The sequence below is a fragment of the Bradyrhizobium cedriense genome, from assembly GCF_054602315.1.
On the sequence record NZ_JBTSWB010000002.1, the window covers coordinates 162889 to 180215 of the forward strand.

A 17327-nucleotide genomic window follows, 5' to 3' on the forward strand; every position below is an offset into this window, starting at 1 on the left:
CCGGAAATGCGATCGCCCGTCAGCGCGATGGCAGCTTCTCAGCTCACATGCACTTTCGGCTTCCTGCCGCCGTTCCACTTGCCGTCGAGCGCGCGTTCGATCTGAGCGGCGAGTTGCAGCAAGAGGCCGTCATTGGCCTGCTTGGCGATGGCCTGGATGCCGAGTGGCAGGCCGTGATCCTGGCTCGCCATCGGCATCGAGATCGCCGGCATGCCGCAGAGATTGGCGAGCGGCGTGAAGGCGAAATTGCGCCAGAGATTGCCGAACCAGTCGAGCACATCGGGATTGTCAGAGATGGTCAGGTACTCCTTCGTGCCGACTTTCGGCGTCGGCAGTGCCGTGATCGGCGTCAGGATCACGTCCCACTGCTCGAAGAAGGCGCCGAAGCCGCGCGAGGTCGTGTTGAACACGCCCTGCATCTTCGCCCGCTCGGCGAAGCTCGTGTGCCGGCCGGCTTCCCAGATGCGAATGTTCACGGGTTCGATCAGATCTTCCGGCGGTCTTTCCAGACCGCGCGCTGCGAGCAAGTTGGAGATCACCACCGCAAAGTTCGAGATGTAGCAGGTGGTCTGCGCCGCGAACGCGGCGCGGAAATCGATCTCGGGCAGCGCGTGGTCGACGTGATGGCCGAGGCCTTCGAGGAAGCGGCCGGCTTTCTCCAGCTCGGCGGCGATCTCCGGCGTTGCGGTGTAATCGCCCCATGTGTGCGAGAGCGCAATGCGGAGCTTGCCGGGATCGCGCTTGATCATCTCGGAATAGGGCTGCGCCGTGGTCCAGAACGGCATGAACTCGCCGGGCGCCGGTCCCCTTGCGTGGTCGACGAAGGCGGCGGTGTCGCGCACCGAGCGCGACTGGCAGCCCTGGATCGAGACCAGGCCGGTGAGGTCGGACATGTGCGGGGCGAGCGAGAACACGCCGCGCGAGACCTTCAGCCCGATATTGCCGTTGACGCCGGCGGGAATGCGGATCGAGCCGCCGCCATCGGTCGCATGCGCGATCGGCACCACGCCGGCCGCGACCATCGCGGCGCTCCCTGCCGATGAGCCGCAGGTGGTATAGTCGGTGTTCCAGGGATTGCGCGTGACATAGACGGCAGGATTGTCGGCCGAGCTGCACACGCCGAACTCCGGCGTCGTGGTGCGGCCGATCAGGTTGAGGCCGGCCTGGCGGAATTTGCCGGTCAGGAACGTGTCGGCGCTGGCGCGATTGCCGCGCATCAGCAGCGAGCCCATCTCCTGGAGCCGGCCCTTCATGGTCGGGCCGAGATCCTTCATCAGGAAAGGCAGGCCGGCGAACGGGCCGGAGAGGTTGGCGCCGTCCTTGGCAGGGTCGGCGATCACGTCCTCGAACAGCTCGACCACACCCGACAGCGCTGGATCGACCTTGGCGACGCCTGCCGCGGCCTGTCGCGCCAGTTCTTTCGCCGTCAGCTCGCCCTTGCGCACGCGCCCCGCCAGCGCAACGCCGTCGTGCTGCGCCCATTCATTCCAGGTCATCGGCAAAGTCATGTCGTCAAAATCCCCTTGATGCGGCGCCACCTTCGTTTCGCAAGGGGCATGAATCAACCGAGCCGGCGCGAGGGGCAGGGTTGCGTGGCGCGGAGGGGTGGGCTCTCAATCGGAGAGCTGCGCGATGACCGCAACCGGGCCGCCGCCCGGAGGCCCCTGGTGCTCCGCGCCGCCGGATACGTAGACCGCGCCGGTGCCGGCGAGCCCCGCGATCAGGCCGCCGACTGCGGCGCGGGCGTGGCGTGTCGAGCTGATGTCGGTGTCCTCCAGCATGGTATGACGCGAGCCGCGCACGCTGCCGTCGGGCGAAGCCTCGGCCTTGGCGAAGATGTTGACGAGTTGACGGCCCTTCGTCGCCTGCGGCGCGACAGCCAGACCGACGCTCTGCAATGCGGATATCACCGCCGCGGCGTCGATGGCATCGCTCATCACGTCATGCCCGATCTCGAACGGGCTCACTGAAGCCGTTGAATTGCCGAGCACGATGTGACGTTGTGCATCAGCTCGATCCCGGCCGAGGTGGAGGCAACCTTCGAGAACAGGTCGTGGCGCCGCAGCACGTCCGCGTCGTCGACATCGGGCCCTATTTCGCCGAGCGCGACCGCAACCCCGAGCGCGGAGGCGCCGCGCGAATAGGACATCGAACCGTAGGAGCTCGCCGTCGCCGTTTTGTTGCCGCGCCCGGCCGCGGCTTCGACGCGGTCGCTGGTCAGCAGCGGGCACTTGATCTGCACGAAATGAACGTCGGCAGGGTCGGTGATGCCGGCATCTTCCATCGCGGCCTTCACGGCCCTCGCCGTCTCCGTGATCTGCGCGGAGCGGCCGAGCTCCTCGGGCAGGAAATCCCGCGTGTGCGCCATGCCGATGCTCAGGCGCTTGCCGGAGACGCGCGCGGGACGTTCGGCTGCGCGGCGGGTGAACACGGTGATGTGGGGACTGAGGACACCTTCGGTGCCGCCGGACATCACGAAGGCGATGCGCTGGGCGACGTCCTCCCGGGACAGGCCGAGCAGCGGCGCGAGCGCCGTACACAGCGCCGCGACGGCGTACTCCCTGGTAAAGTCGTTGACGCCGCCATTGCCCTCGGTCTTGCCGAGGATCGCGATGATCTCCGTTGGATCGATCGCGCCGGAGCCGATCATGCTCATCAATCCGGAGATGTCGCCGGGGCCCTTGGTGGCGATCCTGATGACGCCGACCGATGTCGTCTGCATAAGAGTCCTCTTGAGGCATTCGGTGGTCCGGCACGTGAAACAGTCGTCGAACGGGGACCCCTGTCAAGGTGCCGGCATCGATCGTTTGCATCTCTCCCGAGGTCGGGTCGGAAGGCCAGGGCCATCGGTTTTACGCGCCATCTTCGCCATTTCAATGATTGTGGCGAGATCGCATCGGTTCGATAGAAAAATCCTCTGTCGACGATTGACCGCCGCACCTTGATGAATCAACCTCGGCTGGTCCATAAGCGGCGTCCCGCGAGCGGGTGGTTCGCCGGCGCATCGCGTGCTTGGACAGAGGGAATTTCGCGTGGCAAATATCAACCAGAAAATTGCGCAGGAGCTTGGGGTTCGCGCCGAGCAGGTCGACGCGGCGGTGACGCTGCTCGACGGCGGCGCTACGGTTCCCTTCGTCGCCCGCTACCGCAAGGAAGCGACCGGTGCGCTCGACGACGCGCAATTGCGCACCCTGGAGGAGCGTCTGGTCTATCTGCGCGAGCTGGAAGACCGCCGCAAGGCCGTCCTCGAATCGGTCCGCGAGCAGGGCAAGCTCGATGCAGCCCTCGAAGCCTCCATTCTCGCCGCCGACAGCAAGGCACGCCTCGAAGACATCTATCTCCCGTTCAAGCCGAAGCGGCGTACCAAGGCGGAAGTTGCCAAGGAAGCCGGCCTCGAGCCGCTCGCCAATCAGCTGCTGGCGGAGCCCGGCAACGATCCGAAGGTGGTGGCAGAAAGCTTCGTCAACGCCGAAAAGGGCGTCGCGGATGCTGCCGCCGCACTGGATGGCGCGCGCGCCATTCTGGTCGAGCGCTTCGACGAGGACGCCGACCTCATCGGCGCATTGCGCGAGGAGATCTGGACCAACGCGCGCATGGCCTCCAAGGTGCGCGACGGCAAGAAGACCGAGGGCGAGAAGTTCGCCGACTATTTCGATTTCTCCGAGCCGCTGACCAAGCTGCCATCGCACCGCATCCTCGCGATGTTCCGTGGCGAGAAGGAAGAAATCCTCGATCTCCAGATTCAGGCCGAGGCCGAAGCGCCGCCGCCGGGCGTGCCGAGCGCCTACGAAATGAAGATCATGAAGCGCTTCGGCATCGCCGACCTCAAGCGCCCCGGTGATCGCTGGCTGATCGACACCGTGCGCTGGGCCTGGCGCACGAAGATCCAGGTGCATCTCAACATCGATCTGCGCATGCGGCTGTGGAATTCGGCCGAGACCGAGGCGGTGCGCGTGTTCGCCTCGAACTTGCGCGACCTCCTGCTGGCCGCGCCGGCGGGCACCCGCGTCACGATGGGGCTCGATCCCGGCTATCGTACCGGCGTCAAGGTCGCGGTCGTCGATGCCACCGGCAAGGTGGTCGACACCACAGCCATCTATCCGCACGAGCCGCAGCGGCAGTGGAACGAGTCGCTGGCGACGCTTGGCAGGCTGGCGCTGAAACATCGGGTCGAGCTGATCGCGATCGGCAACGGCACCGCCTCGCGCGAGACCGACAAGCTCGCGGCCGACCTCGTCAAGGGGCTGCCCGATCTGAAGATGACGAAAATCGTCGTGTCCGAGGCCGGCGCCTCGGTCTATTCGGCCTCGGCTTTCGCCTCGGAGGAGTTGCCCGGCCTCGACGTCACCCTGCGCGGCGCCGTCTCGATCGCGCGGCGGCTCCAGGACCCGCTCGCCGAGCTCGTCAAGATCGAGCCCAAGGCGATCGGCGTCGGTCAGTATCAGCACGACCTCGGCCAGGCCAAGCTCGCAAAATCGCTCGACGCGGTGGTCGAGGATTGCGTGAATGCGGTCGGTGTCGACGTCAACACCGCCTCCGCGCCGCTGCTTGCGCGCGTGTCCGGCGTCGGCGCAGGCCTCGCGCAGAGCATCGTCGCGCACCGCGACGCGAACGGCCCGTTCAAGTCGCGCAAGGCGCTCAAGGACGTGCCGCGGCTCGGACCCAAGGCGTTCGAGCAGTGCGCCGGCTTTTTGCGCATCCTCGGCGGCGAAGACCCGCTCGACGCCTCCGGCGTGCATCCGGAAGCCTATCCGGTGGTGCGCCGAATTCTGGCGGCGACCAAGAGCGACATCAAGGCGTTGATCGGTAGCAGCGAGATCGTGCGCACGCTGAAGCCCAAGGATTTCGTCGACGAAACCTTCGGTCTGCCGACCGTCACCGACATCCTGCGCGAGCTCGAAAAGCCCGGCCGCGACCCGCGACCCGCATTCAAGGCCGCGGTGTTCAAGGAGGGCGTCGAGGAGATCAAGGACCTCAAGAAGGGCATGATCCTCGAGGGCACCGTCACCAACGTCGCCGCCTTCGGCGCCTTCGTCGACATCGGCGTGCACCAGGATGGCCTCGTCCACATCTCCGCGATGTCCAGGACCTACATCAAGGACCCGCGCGAGGTGGTGAAGCCCGGCGACATCGTCAAGGTGAAGGTGCTGGACTTCGAGGTTGCCCGCAAGCGCATCTCCTTGACGCTGCGGCTCGACGACGAGGTCGGCGCCAAGAAGGATGCGCCCGGCATGCAGCGCGACAACAGCACGCGCAACCCCGCCCGCATGACCTCGTCGGCGCCGCGCAAGCAGGAGACCTCCTCCGGCGGCGGCGCCCTCGCCGAAGCGTTGCGCCGTGCGGCCGAGAAGAACGGTGGCAAGCGCGTGTGAGGCGCGCTGCCTAAAGCTCGATCACGCCGCGGCGCGCCGCATGCGCGACGGCGTCGGTGCGGCCGGTGGCGTCCAGCTTGTCGAGCAGCGAGCCGACATGGAACTTCACGGTGTGCACGGAGATGCCGAGCTGACGTGCGATCATCTTGTTCGAGGCGCCCTCGGCCATCAGCGCCAGCACGTCGAGCTCGCGCTGCGTCAGCGCGATGTCATCGGGCAGGCGGCGTGGATCGCGGGCGACGATCGTTCCCGTAGCAGACTCGCCGGGCGCGGCGAGGCGTAGCCCGGCGACGTTGCCGAGCAGTGCGGTCAGGCGGTCGGCGAGAGCAGGATCGTCGATCTCGAGCGACAGCACGATCTCGGGGGCGTCGTCCGCGCTCACGCCTCCGGCCTCTCGCCGACGGTGACCTTGAAGGTGACCGGCTCGCCGCCGCGGCGGGCGGCGACGTCGACCACCGCGCCGACGCTCGAAGGTCCGAGCGTCCGCGCCAGCGCACGCACACCAGACAGTTTTTGGTCGTTGACCGCCACGATCACGTCGCCCTGACGGATGCCGGCTGCAGCCGAGGGCCCGGCCTTGTCGACATTCATCACCATTGCGCCCATGCCGTCGTCGAGCCGGATAGGCTGGAGCCCAAGGCCGAGATATCCCCGCGCGATGCGGCCGCGCGTCTCGAGCTGCGCCGCGACGCGCGCGATCGTCGCCGTCGGAATCACCAACACCCGCCGCGGTCCAAGCACGGCCATTCCGAAGGCCTCGCCTGATGCGTCGAGCGCAAGCCCGCCTTGCTGGCTGAAGTGCAGGCGCAAATCGAGCTCGATCCGGGCATCGATCTCGCCGCCACGCAGGCTGCGCCATCCGTTGCCGGATGCCGACACCATGCCGAGCGCCGCGCTTGGCGCATCGCGATCGATGGCGACCACGACCGACAGCGTACCGAGAGGCGGGACCGTGGTAGCCAGCTTGACCGGGGCGAGATCGGTGTCGGCGCGCAGCAGCGCGATGTCGGTGGTGTGGTCGCGGCCGGCGATCGTCGCGGCGACCGTGCTGCCGTCGGACAGGCCGATCTTCACCTCGCCTTCGTCGGCCAGTGCCTCGTCGGCGGTGATGATCAGGCCCGGCTTCCAGACGAAGCCGGTGGCGCGGGAGCGATGCGAATGCACGGAGACGACGGACGGCGCGGTGCGCGCCACAACGTCCGCGAGCGCCGACGACAGTGAAGACAGAGGCGTGGAAGCGGTCATGCAAGGCTCCTGCAAGGTTTCAAGGCTCCTGTAAGCTGCCTTCAATCTGGGATGTCGCGGATGATTGCGAAACTGGCCGGGTGGCCAGTCCTCCGTAGGACCACGGCCGACAAACATGTGATTGGGAGGCGCTCACGGGAACGTGTAGCAATCCAGAAATTGCACCAATTGGCCTCAAGCCTCTCCAGCGAGCCCGGACTGATGACCATCGACCTCACCCGCCGCACCCTGCTTCAACTTGCCGGCGCGACATCGCTTGCGATGGCCGCCGTGGCCGCGGCGCGCGCCGAGGGGACGCCGCAGGCCGGCGGGCCGACCTATGCGAGCACCACGCCGATGCGGATCGGCATGGTGACGCTGCGCGTCAAGGATCTCGGCAAGGTCGCCGACTACTACCGCGACGTAATCGGGCTCACCGTGATGGAGCGCTCCACCAGCGCGGCCAGGCTCGGCACGAATGGCATCACGCTGCTGGTGCTGGAGGCCCGTCCCAATGCCGCGATCGAGCCGCGCAATGCCGCCGGCCTCTACCACACCGCCTTCCTGATGCCGACGCGAAAGGACCTCGCTCGCTGGCTGGTGCATGCCGCCTCGCATCGCGTGCCGCTGTCGGGCTTTGCTGATCACCTCGTCAGCGAGTCCGTCTATCTCGACGACCCCGAGGGTAACGGCATCGAAATCTATGCCGACCGCGATCCCTCGCAATGGCAGTGGAGCGAGGGCAGCGTGAAGATGGCGACCGACGAGCTCAACATCCCCGACCTGCTGTCGCTGACCAACACACGCGTCGCCGACTATGCCAAGGCGCCGGACGGCTTGCGCGTCGGCCACATGCATCTGCGCGTCGGCGATCTCGCGCAGGCCGAGAGCTTCTATCACGGCACGATCGGCCTTGATCCGACGCGCAGGCGCAACGGTGCCGCGTTCCTGTCGTCAGGTCGTTATCACCATCACCTCGGCATGAATGTCTGGCAGAGCCAGGGCGCCGGCCAGCGCGACGATGCCGCTACGGGCCTTGCATGGTTCTCGCTGGTGACGGCGAAGCAGGACATCCTGGCCGCACAGGAGGAACGCCTGCGCAAGGGCGGTGCGCAGCTCACCACGCTTGCGAATGGTGTGGAGGCGATCGATCCATGGGGCACGCGGGTGCGGCTGCTCAAGGTGTGATCGAAGGCGGCAGCTTCAGCCTGCTGCGCGTTCGAGGCGGATGTCCTCATCCGCCCATGCGCAGCGGCTGCCTCCGGCACGTTTCGCCGCGTAGAGGGCGCGGTCGACCTGCTCGAGGAGCTGCGCCGTCGCACCGGCGGTCGCAGCGCCGGCGCTGACGAGAATTCCTGCGCTCGCGCCGATACGGACCGGAATGTCGGTCAGCAAGAACGGGATCGAAAGATCGAGAATGGCCCGGCGCGCCAGGGCGAGTGCTTCCTCGCGGCCGTCTTCGCCGGCGGCAACCGGCTTGAGCATCATGAACTCGTCGCCACCGAAGCGCGCGGCAAGCCCGGTCCCGCCGATGCAGACCGACAGCCGCTCCGCCACCTGGCGCAGCAGATCGTCGCCGACGTGATGGCCGTGCCGGTCGTTGACCGGCTTGAAGCCGTCGAGATCGATGGCGATGATGGTGAAGTCTCCGCGCGTCTCCGCCAGGGCCTGGAGAAACGCGGCCCGGTTCGGCAGTCCCGTGAGGAAATCGTGGGTGGCCTGCCGCGCCAGCCGATGCTTGGCTTCGAGGCGTTCGACGAAGGCGGCGCTGAGGTGCTTGGAAGCTTCGCGCAAGGTCAGCCAGAAGAACACCAGCATCACCGCGCCGAGCTTGTAGGCGAACTCGGGCCGCAGCAGGCCCGCCGTGATGGTCGGTGCGAGCAGGATCGCGGCAGTCGTCAGGATGATCCAGGGACGGATCGCCGCGCGCGAGACCATGCCGACGCAGAACGACATCGAGAGCCCGAATGCAATCCACGCTCCCGGATCGTCGTCGATCTGGAGCGCACGACATGACAGCATGCCGAGCGCAAGGCCGAACGCCGAAGCGCCCGCACCGTAGAGCCGCTCCCAGCGGATCACGTCGGCATCGGAGAATTGCGCCGCGCGTGACTTGTAGCGGAACAGCGAGCAGGTCCGGGCCGCGGCCGTGACGAAGATGAAGGCCGCGATGACGGCGTAGCCGGTATCGCCGCTCATGAGGGCCAGCGCCACGGCGCCCGTCACCGACGTGACGCCGATGGCGGACACTTGCGGCAGGGATGTGTACAGGAGATCGACGAGCTCGCGCCGGATGCGCGGATCGGGGTGCAAATGCCTGGACAACATTGTGAGGGGCATGGCCGGCACCATCGCCATCACTCCCTAACAAGGCGTAGGAGAAGGGCGCGACATGACGGCCGGCGCGAAACGTCCTTAAGGAATGGTCAATGCGCAAGCTTGCTGGCAATTTTGTCGCGTGTTAGCAGCAGTGACAGGGCGCGCGACGCCTGATTGCCGGTATGCTCCAGCCTTCAGCATCGGACCCCGCCATGACCGAATTCCACGGTGTCTTTCCCTATCTCGTCTCGCCCGTCGGTGCCGACGGCACGGTGCGGACCAACGTGCTCGCAAAGCTCTGCGACGACCTGATCGGCGCCGGCGTGCACGGTCTGACCCCGCTGGGCTCGACCGGCGAGTTCGCCTATCTCAACGCCGAGCAACGCATGGCGGTCGTGCAGACCACGATAGAGGCCGCTCGGGGCCGCGTGCCTGTCGTAGCCGGCGTCGCCTCCACCTCCACGGCGGACGCGGTGGCGCAGGCAAAGGCCTATCGGAAGCTCGGCGCTGACGGCATTCTGGCGATCCTGGAGGCGTATTTCCCGCTCAGCGATGCCCAGGTTGAATCCTACTTCCGCGCCATCGCCGATGCCGTCGACGTCCCCGTCGTCATCTATACCAATCCGCAATTCCAGCGCTCCGATCTCACCCTCGACGTCATTGCGCGCCTCGCCGAACATCCGCGCATCGGCTACATCAAGGATGCCTCGACCAACACCGGCCGGCTGCTTTCGATCATGAACCGCTGCGGCGAGTCCTTGCGGGTATTCTCGGCCTCGGCTCATATCCCAGCGGCGGTGATGCTGATCGGCGGATTCGGCTGGATGGCGGGCCCGGCCTGCATCATCCCGCGCCAGAGCGTCGCGCTGTACGACCTCTGCAAGGCCGGCCGCTGGGACGAGGCCATGACCCTGCAGCGCAGGCTCTGGCGCATCAACGAAGCCTTCGCCCGCTTCAATCTCGCGGCCTGTATCAAGGCGGGGCTTTCGATCCAAGGCTACGACGTCGGCGATCCCGTCCCGCCGCAGGCGCCGCTGACGGCCGATGCACGGAAGGTCGTGGAAATGGCGCTGCGCGAGCTGACCTAACTGGTTACCACGCGGCAATATGCCCCGGCACCCGTGCATGAGCCAGGAAAACCCTTATCTGCCCCACCGGGAAACTTCCGTTCGTTTGCGACGTTGCTGCGTGAACCGGGTCTGTCACCCCATGCATATGCATTCCAAGGCCGTATTCTGCACTGGAGACGGTGGCCAGCGATGAATCGTCGCTACGCGGTTGCCGCGGCAGCCTTCGCCGCCCTGCTGCTTGCCGTCACTGCGGCGAAAATCCTGCATGCCCCTGTCCCATGGGCGGCGCCCTCCGCACGCGCGGTCGAGCAGCGCGGTCCGCTGTCCGATGGCGAAAAGGCGACCATCGAAATCTTCGAACGCGTGTCCCCTTCGGTGGTCCAGGTGGCGGTGAGGTCGGCGGCCAATCCTCTCATGGGTGAGGAAGGCCAGGGCGGCTCTTCCGGCACGGGATTCGTCTGGGACCGCGAGGGTCACCTCGTGACGAACAATCATGTCGTCGCCAGTGGCGGCGAGATCGCCGTGCGCTTTGCCTCGGGAGAGGTGGCCCAGGTCGACCTCGTCGGCACGGCTCCCAATTACGATCTTGCGGTCCTGCGGATCCGGAGCGTGCGCGAGCTTCCACCGCCAGTTGCGCTCGGCAGCTCGAGCGACCTGAAGGTCGGGCAATCCGCCTTTGCGATCGGCAATCCCTTCGGGCTCGACCAGTCGATGACCAGCGGCATCATCAGCGCGCTCAAGCGCAGGCTTCCGACCCATGGCGGCCGGGAGATTGCAAATGTGATCCAGACCGATGCCGCGATCAATCCGGGCAATTCGGGCGGGCCGTTGCTGGATTCCGCGGGCCGACTGATCGGCGTCACGACCGCGATCATATCACCGTCAGGGTCGAACGCCGGCATCGGCTTCGCAGTCCCGGTTGACGTCGTGAACCGGATTATTCCCGAGCTGATCCGCAACGGCCGGGTGCCGACGCCCGGCATCGGGATCGTGGCCGCCGGTGAGGATGTCTCGACCCGGCTCGGCGCCGAAGGGGTGATCGTGGTGCGGACGGCCCCCGGTAGTCCTGCCGAGCGGGCGGGGATTCGCGGTGTCAACTTTTCGACCGGAGCGGTCGGAGACATCATCACCGCGATTGAGGGCAAGCCGGTGCGGCGCCTCTCCGACCTGACCGATGCGCTCGAGCAGGCCGGCGCCGGCAAGACCGTGCGCCTCACCGTCAAGCGGGGCTCGGACACCCGTGACGTGAATGTGGGCATCATCGACATCGAGCGGTCCTGACCCGCGATTTGCCAGGCTAAGGGGCGCGGCACGCATTGCAGATGTGCCGCGGCTCGGTTGTCTGGCCCGCAAAATCGGTTAAAACCGCCGCGGTCGTTTTCCGGATTTCGAGGACACAACGGAATGAACATTCTTCCCGGCAATTTGCGTTTCGGAGCGGGCCAGCCCGTCAAGCGTTTGGAAGACCAGAGGCTGCTCACCGGGAAGGGACAGTTCATCGACGACAAGCCGGAGGACGGCGCGCTGTGGTTGCACGTGCTGCGTTCGCCGCACGCCCACGCGAAGATCGTCTCGATCGATACCAGCGCCGCGGCCGCGATGCCCGGCGTCACCGCGATCTATACCGGTGCGGACCTCGTCAAGGACGACATCGGCAGCATCCCGACCCTGAGCATTTTCAAGCGTCCCGATGGCAAGCCGATGACGGTGCCGCCGCGCCGCCTGCTCGCCCATGAGGTCGTGCGCTACGCAGGCGAGGCGGTCGCCGCAGTGGTGGCCTCGTCGCGCGTGGAGGCGCAGAGCGCAGCCGAGGCGATCGTGGTCGAATATGACGTGCAGCCGGCGGTGGTCGATCCCGTCGAAGCCGTGAAGCCCGGCGCACCCGTGGTGTGGCCCGAGGCGCCCGACAACATCGTCGGTGCCATGAGCTATGGCGATGCGGCCAAGGTCGACGAGGCCTTTGCCAAGGCGGCGCACACCGTCGAGCTCGATGTCGTCAGCCAGCGCCTCGTGCCTTCCGCGATGGAGCCCCGTTCGACCATTGCCGAGGTCGACAAGAAGTCCGGCCGTCTCCTGCTGCATGTGCAGTCGCAGACGCCGGCGTCGACCCGCGACGTACTGGCGGAAGCCGTGTTGAAACGTCCGAAGGACAGTGTGCACGTGCTGGTCGGTGACATTGGCGGCGGCTTTGGCCAGAAGACCAACCTCTATCCAGAGGACGGTATCGTCGCCTATGCGGCATCCAAGCTGAACAAGAAGATCCGCTGGCGCGGCGACCGCACCGACGAGTTCGTCGGCGGCACCCACGGCCGCGATCTCACCTCCAAAGCGGCTTTCGCGTTGGACGAGAAGGGCAAGGTGCTGGCCTATCGCGTCAAGTCGATCGGCTGCACCGGCGCCTATTCCTCGGGTGCGGCGAACATCATCCCGCTGGTGCTCGGGCCTTTCGTGCAGACCGGCGTTTACGATCTGCCGCTGGTGCATTTCGAGGTGAAGTCGGTGATGACGCACACCGCGCCGGTCGGCGCCTATCGCGGCGCGGGCCGGCCCGAAGCGGTCTTCATCGTCGAGCGCCTGTTCGACGCCGCCGCGCGCAAGATCGGCATGGATCCGCGCGCGATCCGCAAGACCAATTACATCAAGCCGGCGCAGCTGCCCTACACCAACGCGGTCGGCCAGGTCTATGATTCCGGCGCCTTTGCCCACATGCTCGATCGCGCGGTCAAGCTCGCCGACTGGGACGGCTTCGCCGCGCGCAAGAAGGCGGCAAAGAAGAAAGGCCTGCTCTACGGCCGCGGTCTCACCTCCTACATCGAATGGACCGGGGGCCGCGCGCATACCGAGAAGGTCAGCCTGCACGCGACCTCTCAAGGGCGCGTCGTCCTGCATTCCGGCACCATGGCCATGGGGCAGGGCTTGCAGACCACCTACACCCAGATGATCTCCGACACGCTTGGCATCTCCATGGACAAGATCGACGTCGTGCAGGGCGACACTGATCTCGCCCTGGGCTTCGGCAGCGTCGGCTCGCGCTCGCTGTTCGTCGGCGGCACGGCGGTGGCGGTCTCCTCCAACGATCTGATTCAGAAGGCGCGCGAGAAGGCGGCGAACGTGCTGGAGACCTCGGTCGAGGACATCGAATTCCAGGGCGGCATGCTCACCGTGGTCGGCACCGACCGCCGCATCAGCCTGTTCGATCTCGCTGAGAAAGAAAACGGCGCAAAGCTCAGCGTCGATTCAGAGGGCGAGGTCGATGGTCCGAGCTGGCCGAACGGCACCCATATTTGCGAGGTCGAGATCGACCCCGAGACCGGTGTGTCCCGCGTCGTGCGCTACACCACGGTCGACGATGTCGGCGTCGCCGTAAACCCGATGCTGGTGACGGGACAGATCCACGGCGGCGTGGCGCAGGGCATCGGCCAGGCGCTGTACGAAGGCGTCTCCTACGACGCTGACGGCCAGCTCCTCACCGCCAGCTACCAGGACTACTGCATCCCGCGCGCCGACGACGTGCCGCCGATCGTGGTGACGCTGGATGATTCCGCGCCCTGCCGCACCAATCCGCTCGGCGCCAAGGGTTGCGGCGAATCCGGCGCCATCGGTGGCCCTCCTTGCGTCACCAACGGTGTCATGGACGCGCTCGCAGAACTCGGCATCACCCAGCTGAATACGCCGCTGACGCCGCAGAAGATCTGGCAGGCGATCCAGGACGCGAAGGCGGGCAGCTAAGTGCTGAGTTATCTGCGCTAACAGCTGCCTCTAACTCAGTTCGTCGTCCCGGGGCGCGCAAAGCGCGAACCCGGGACCTCTCGCCACACGAAGTGGCTTAGCGAAGATTCGTGGTGACCAGCTCGACCCATAACCTCTTCCCGTGGTTACGGGTCCCGCATCTGCGCTGCGCTTGTCCGGGACGACACCGCGTGCGCGGTACGTATTGTGCCCTTCAAATCCCCAGCATCATCTTCGCGATGATGTCGCGCTGGATCTCCGACGTGCCGCCGAAGATCGTGTAGGCGCGGCCGTTGAGATATTCCGGCATCACCGTCAGCATCTCCTCTGGAACCGCCGGCTCGTGGTTGAGCTTGTAGAGCGGGCGCATCGGCTCGACGACGAGCGCGTCGTGACCGATCACGTCGGCCCCCAGCCGCGTCACCGCCTGCCGGATTTCGCTGTTGCGCAGCTTCAGGATCGACGACACCGCGCCGGGATTCTGCCCGGTCTGCAGCGCCGAGAGCACGCGCAGCTCCGTCATCTCCAGCGCGTCGATGTCGACCTCGACCTCGGAGATGCGCGTGGCGATATCGGGGCTGTCGATCGCGCGGCCCGTCAGGTCGGACTCGGCAAGGTCCGCGATGGCCTTCAGCCCCTCGCGCAGCTTGGCCGACGCAATGCCGGAGCCGCGCTCGAACTCGAGCAGGTATTTGCCGTAGGTCCAGCCCTTGCCTTCCTCGCCGACGCGGTTGGCCACTGGCACGCGCACGTCGTCGAAGAACACCTGGTTGACCTCGTGGTCGCCGCCGATGGTGAGTATCGGGCGCGTGGTGATGCCCGGCGTCTTCATGTCGATCAGGATGAAGCTGATGCCGTCCTGCTGCCGTGGGCCGTCGCCGGTGCGCACCAGCGCGAACATGCGGTTGGCGTGGTGGGCATGCGTGGTCCAGATCTTGGTGCCGTTGATGACGTAGTCGTCGCCCTCGCGCACTGCGCGGGTCTTCAGCGAAGCGAGGTCGGAGCCGGATCCCGGCTCGGAATAGCCCTGGCACCAATAGTCCTCGCCGGAGAGAATTCGCGGCAGGTAGAAGTTCTTCTGCTCGGATGAGCCGAAGCCGATGATGACGGGCCCGACCATCTTCACGCCCATCACGTTGACATTGGGCACGCCGGCGCGCGCGCATTCGGTCTCGAAGATCCAGCGTTGCGCCGGCGTCCAGTCCGGCCCGCCATATTCGACCGGCCAGCCCGGCGCGCCCCAGCCCTGGCGGTGCAACGCGCGCTGCCAGGTCATGCCGATATCGGGGTCGGAGAACACCGACGGCGTCAGCGCGGTCGCGCGCTTCATTTCCTCGGTTTGATTTTTCGCAATGAAGCCGCGCACCTCGTCCTGGAAGGCACGCTCCTCGGCATTGAACGAGAGGTCCATGATGCTCTCCTGGTGTCAGGCCGGGACGGCCCTGCGGCTCAGCTGGGCGTGGCGGCCATAATGATGCGCGCTGCCGCCGAACAGCGTGTCGAAGGCGACGAGCCGCTTGAAATAGGCGCCGACCTCGAGCTCCTCGGTCACGCCCATGCCGCCATGGAGCTGGATCGACTGCTCGCCGACGAAGCGCGCGCATTTGCCGATCTTTGCCTTCGCGCCAGAAGCGGCTCGCGCGCGCTCGGCCGGCGGGCTATCCGCCTTCAGCGCCGCGCGCAGTGCCATCGAGCGGGATTCGTCGACCTGCATCGCCATGTCGGCGAGGCGGTGGCGGATCACCTGGTTGGCGGAGAGCGGCCGGCCGAATTGCTTTCGGATCTTGGTGTAATCCAGCGTCGTGTCCAGCAGCGCCTGCATGATGCCGACGGCTTCAGCACCCAGTGCTGCCATGGCGCGGTCGACGGCCCATTCGATCGCGGGCAGGGCGTCGCTGCCGTCGCCGAGCAGGGCGTCCTCGGGCAGATGCACGTCGGACAATTCGATGTTGCAGGCGCGCCCGCCGCCGAGGCGCGCATAGTCGGAGACCGCAAGGCCCGTCGCCGTCGCCGGCATCACGAACAGGCCGATCCGCCCAGAGGGGCCGTGATGGTCATGCACGAGCGCGGAGACGATGATCTCGTCGGCGGCATGCCCGTCGAGCACCGCGATCTTCTCCCCGGCCAGGCGCCATCCCTCGGCCGTCTTTCTTGCGCTGGTTGCGACCTGGGTGAGATCGAACCGCGCGGCGCGCTCGGAATGCGCAAAGGCGAGCTTCAGCGATCCGTCTGCCACCTTGGCCAAGCTCGACTGCTTCTGCTCCGCGCTGCCGCATCTCGCGATCAGTGCGGCCCCGAGCACCACGGTTGCGACGTAGGGCTCCGACACCAGCCCGCGGCCGAAGGCTTCCATCAGGATGCCGACATCGACCGCGCCGCCGCCGAGCCCGCCGAACTCCTCCGGAAGCGGCAGCGCCAGCCAGCCGAGCTCGGCGAACTGTTTCCACACCGCCGGGCTGAAGCCGAGCGGATCGTTCGCCATCCTGCGGCGATGATCGGCATCGTAGCTTTCGGCCACGAACCGTTCCGCGCTCTCGCGCAGCAATCTTTGCTCTTCACTGAGATTGAGATCCATCGCGTCTACTCCGCGGCCGCCGGCGGCTTGCGCACGGAGGGATGCAGGCCGGATGGATCGACGATCATGCCGAACTCCTGGAGATTGTGCGCGTGGCAGAGCTGATGCAGTGCAAACGCCTGGTCGATCGCGGCGGGTTGGCCCATGATGTCGACGGAGCGGTTGACGGCCTCCTTGGTCAGCTTCAGGGCGAAGGTCGGCTTCGTCGCGATCCGGCGGGCCAGTTCCAGCACGCGCGACGACAGCTCGGCGCGGGGCACGACCTGATTGACCATGCCGAGCTGGTGCGCCTCCTGCGCGCTCCAACTGTCGGCGGTGAACAGGAACTCCTTGGCCTTACGCGGACCGAGCTCCCAGGGATGCACGAACCATTCGACACCGCAAACGCCCATGGTGACGACGGGGTCGCAGAACTGCGCATCGTCGCTGGCAACGATGAGGTCGCAGGCCCAGGCCAGCATCAGCCCGCCCGCGATGCACTTGCCATGGATCTCGGCAATGGTCGGCTTGGCGAGATTGCGCCAGCGTCGCGTGATCTGGAGATATATTTCCTGCTCGCGCGCGAAGCGGCCATGCGCATTGGGCTCCGCAAAGCCGCCCCAATTTCCAATCGGCGGAAAATCCGCGCCGGCGGCGTTCTTGCCGCCCGGACGCAGGTCGTGGCCGGACGAGAAGTGCGGGCCGTTGCCGGCGAGGATAATGACCTTGACCGTATCGTCCTGCACGGCCGCGTCGAAGGCGGCGTTGAGATCGTAGGTCATCTGCAGGTTTTGCGCGTTGCGCGCCTCGGGCCGATTCATCACGACCCGGACGATCGCCGGGTCCGGCCGTTCCACGAGGATGGTCTCGAACGAGGACATCGCGTTCCCCCTGGCGTTTCCGCTTGTGTTTTGCCGGAGTTGACTATGTCGGCCCGTGATAGGCAAGAGGCTTGCGTCAGCCGGCTGGACGCGCTCATCCGTGCCGTCATCCCGGCGCGCGAAGCGAACCCGGAATGACGGAAGAAATCTAGACAATCGGGAACGCGCTTCTGGTAAT

The 17327-nt window shown here is 66.5% G+C and carries 12 protein-coding genes and 1 pseudogene; 5 read left to right on the forward strand and 8 right to left on the reverse strand.

Features of this window, described 5'->3' with window-relative positions:
• Positions 1-38: 38 nt before the first annotated feature.
• The gene (locus ACYCVF_RS07085; protein WP_459604547.1) at positions 39-1508 is read right to left on the reverse strand and encodes an amidase; all 1470 of its coding nucleotides are present in this window, start codon (positions 1506-1508) and stop codon (positions 39-41) included.
• Positions 1509-1613: 105 nt separating this feature from the next.
• Positions 1614-2722, reverse strand: a pseudogene (gene atzD, locus ACYCVF_RS07090) (cyanuric acid amidohydrolase).
• Between the two features lie 310 nt (positions 2723-3032).
• Here atzD and ACYCVF_RS07095 point away from each other — a divergent pair.
• The gene (locus ACYCVF_RS07095; RefSeq protein WP_459604548.1) at positions 3033-5372 is read left to right on the forward strand and encodes a Tex family protein; all 2340 of its coding nucleotides are present in this window, start codon (positions 3033-3035) and stop codon (positions 5370-5372) included.
• A gap of 10 nt (positions 5373-5382) precedes the next feature.
• On the opposite strand, the gene ACYCVF_RS07100 is transcribed toward ACYCVF_RS07095, so the two are convergent.
• Together ACYCVF_RS07100 and ACYCVF_RS07105 are read right to left on the reverse strand one after the other, a co-directional pair.
• Complete coding sequence (locus tag ACYCVF_RS07100) at positions 5383-5754, reverse strand: response regulator transcription factor (RefSeq protein ID WP_459604549.1); 372 nt, start codon at positions 5752-5754, stop codon at positions 5383-5385.
• Positions 5751-6617, reverse strand: coding sequence for a S1C family serine protease (locus ACYCVF_RS07105; RefSeq protein WP_459604550.1), 867 nt, complete (start codon positions 6615-6617; stop codon positions 5751-5753). The genes ACYCVF_RS07100 and ACYCVF_RS07105 overlap by 4 nt, the downstream gene beginning before the upstream one ends.
• A gap of 201 nt (positions 6618-6818) precedes the next feature.
• Here ACYCVF_RS07105 and ACYCVF_RS07110 point away from each other — a divergent pair, with 201 nt between their 5' ends.
• Positions 6819-7784: a VOC family protein gene (locus ACYCVF_RS07110; protein WP_459604551.1), complete on the forward strand. Its 966-nt coding sequence runs from the start codon at positions 6819-6821 to the stop codon at positions 7782-7784.
• 15 nt (positions 7785-7799) lie between these two features.
• Here the strand turns inward: ACYCVF_RS07110 and ACYCVF_RS07115 are convergent, their stop codons facing one another.
• The gene (locus tag ACYCVF_RS07115; RefSeq protein WP_459604552.1) at positions 7800-8936 is read right to left on the reverse strand and encodes a diguanylate cyclase domain-containing protein; all 1137 of its coding nucleotides are present in this window, start codon (positions 8934-8936) and stop codon (positions 7800-7802) included.
• 191 nt (positions 8937-9127) lie between these two features.
• Between ACYCVF_RS07115 and ACYCVF_RS07120 the strand changes: the two genes are divergently transcribed.
• The 3 genes from ACYCVF_RS07120 (at position 9128) to ACYCVF_RS07130 (ending at position 13714) form a co-directional block, all read left to right on the forward strand.
• Entirely contained in the window at positions 9128-10003 is an 876-nt protein-coding gene (locus ACYCVF_RS07120) for a dihydrodipicolinate synthase family protein (RefSeq protein ID WP_459604553.1), read from the forward strand.
• A gap of 171 nt (positions 10004-10174) precedes the next feature.
• Positions 10175-11266 (forward strand): S1C family serine protease, encoded by a 1092-nt coding sequence (locus ACYCVF_RS07125; RefSeq protein WP_459604554.1) that lies wholly within the window; start codon positions 10175-10177, stop codon positions 11264-11266.
• A 123-nt stretch (positions 11267-11389) separates the two neighbouring features.
• Positions 11390-13714: a xanthine dehydrogenase family protein molybdopterin-binding subunit gene (locus tag ACYCVF_RS07130; RefSeq protein WP_459604555.1), complete on the forward strand. Its 2325-nt coding sequence runs from the start codon at positions 11390-11392 to the stop codon at positions 13712-13714.
• A gap of 214 nt (positions 13715-13928) precedes the next feature.
• Here the strand turns inward: ACYCVF_RS07130 and ACYCVF_RS07135 are convergent, their stop codons facing one another.
• Genes ACYCVF_RS07135 through ACYCVF_RS07145 form a run of 3 tightly spaced genes read right to left on the reverse strand, consistent with a single transcriptional unit; the run spans position 13929 to position 17149 of the window.
• The gene (locus ACYCVF_RS07135; protein ID WP_459604556.1) at positions 13929-15125 is read right to left on the reverse strand and encodes an acyl-CoA dehydrogenase family protein; all 1197 of its coding nucleotides are present in this window, start codon (positions 15123-15125) and stop codon (positions 13929-13931) included.
• A 15-nt stretch (positions 15126-15140) separates the two neighbouring features.
• Positions 15141-16289, reverse strand: coding sequence for an acyl-CoA dehydrogenase family protein (locus tag ACYCVF_RS07140; protein ID WP_459604557.1), 1149 nt, complete (start codon positions 16287-16289; stop codon positions 15141-15143).
• A 5-nt stretch (positions 16290-16294) separates the two neighbouring features.
• A complete protein-coding gene (locus ACYCVF_RS07145; RefSeq protein WP_459604558.1) occupies positions 16295-17149 on the reverse strand; it encodes an enoyl-CoA hydratase in 855 nt (284 codons plus the stop codon).
• Between the last annotated feature and the right edge of the window lie 178 nt (positions 17150-17327).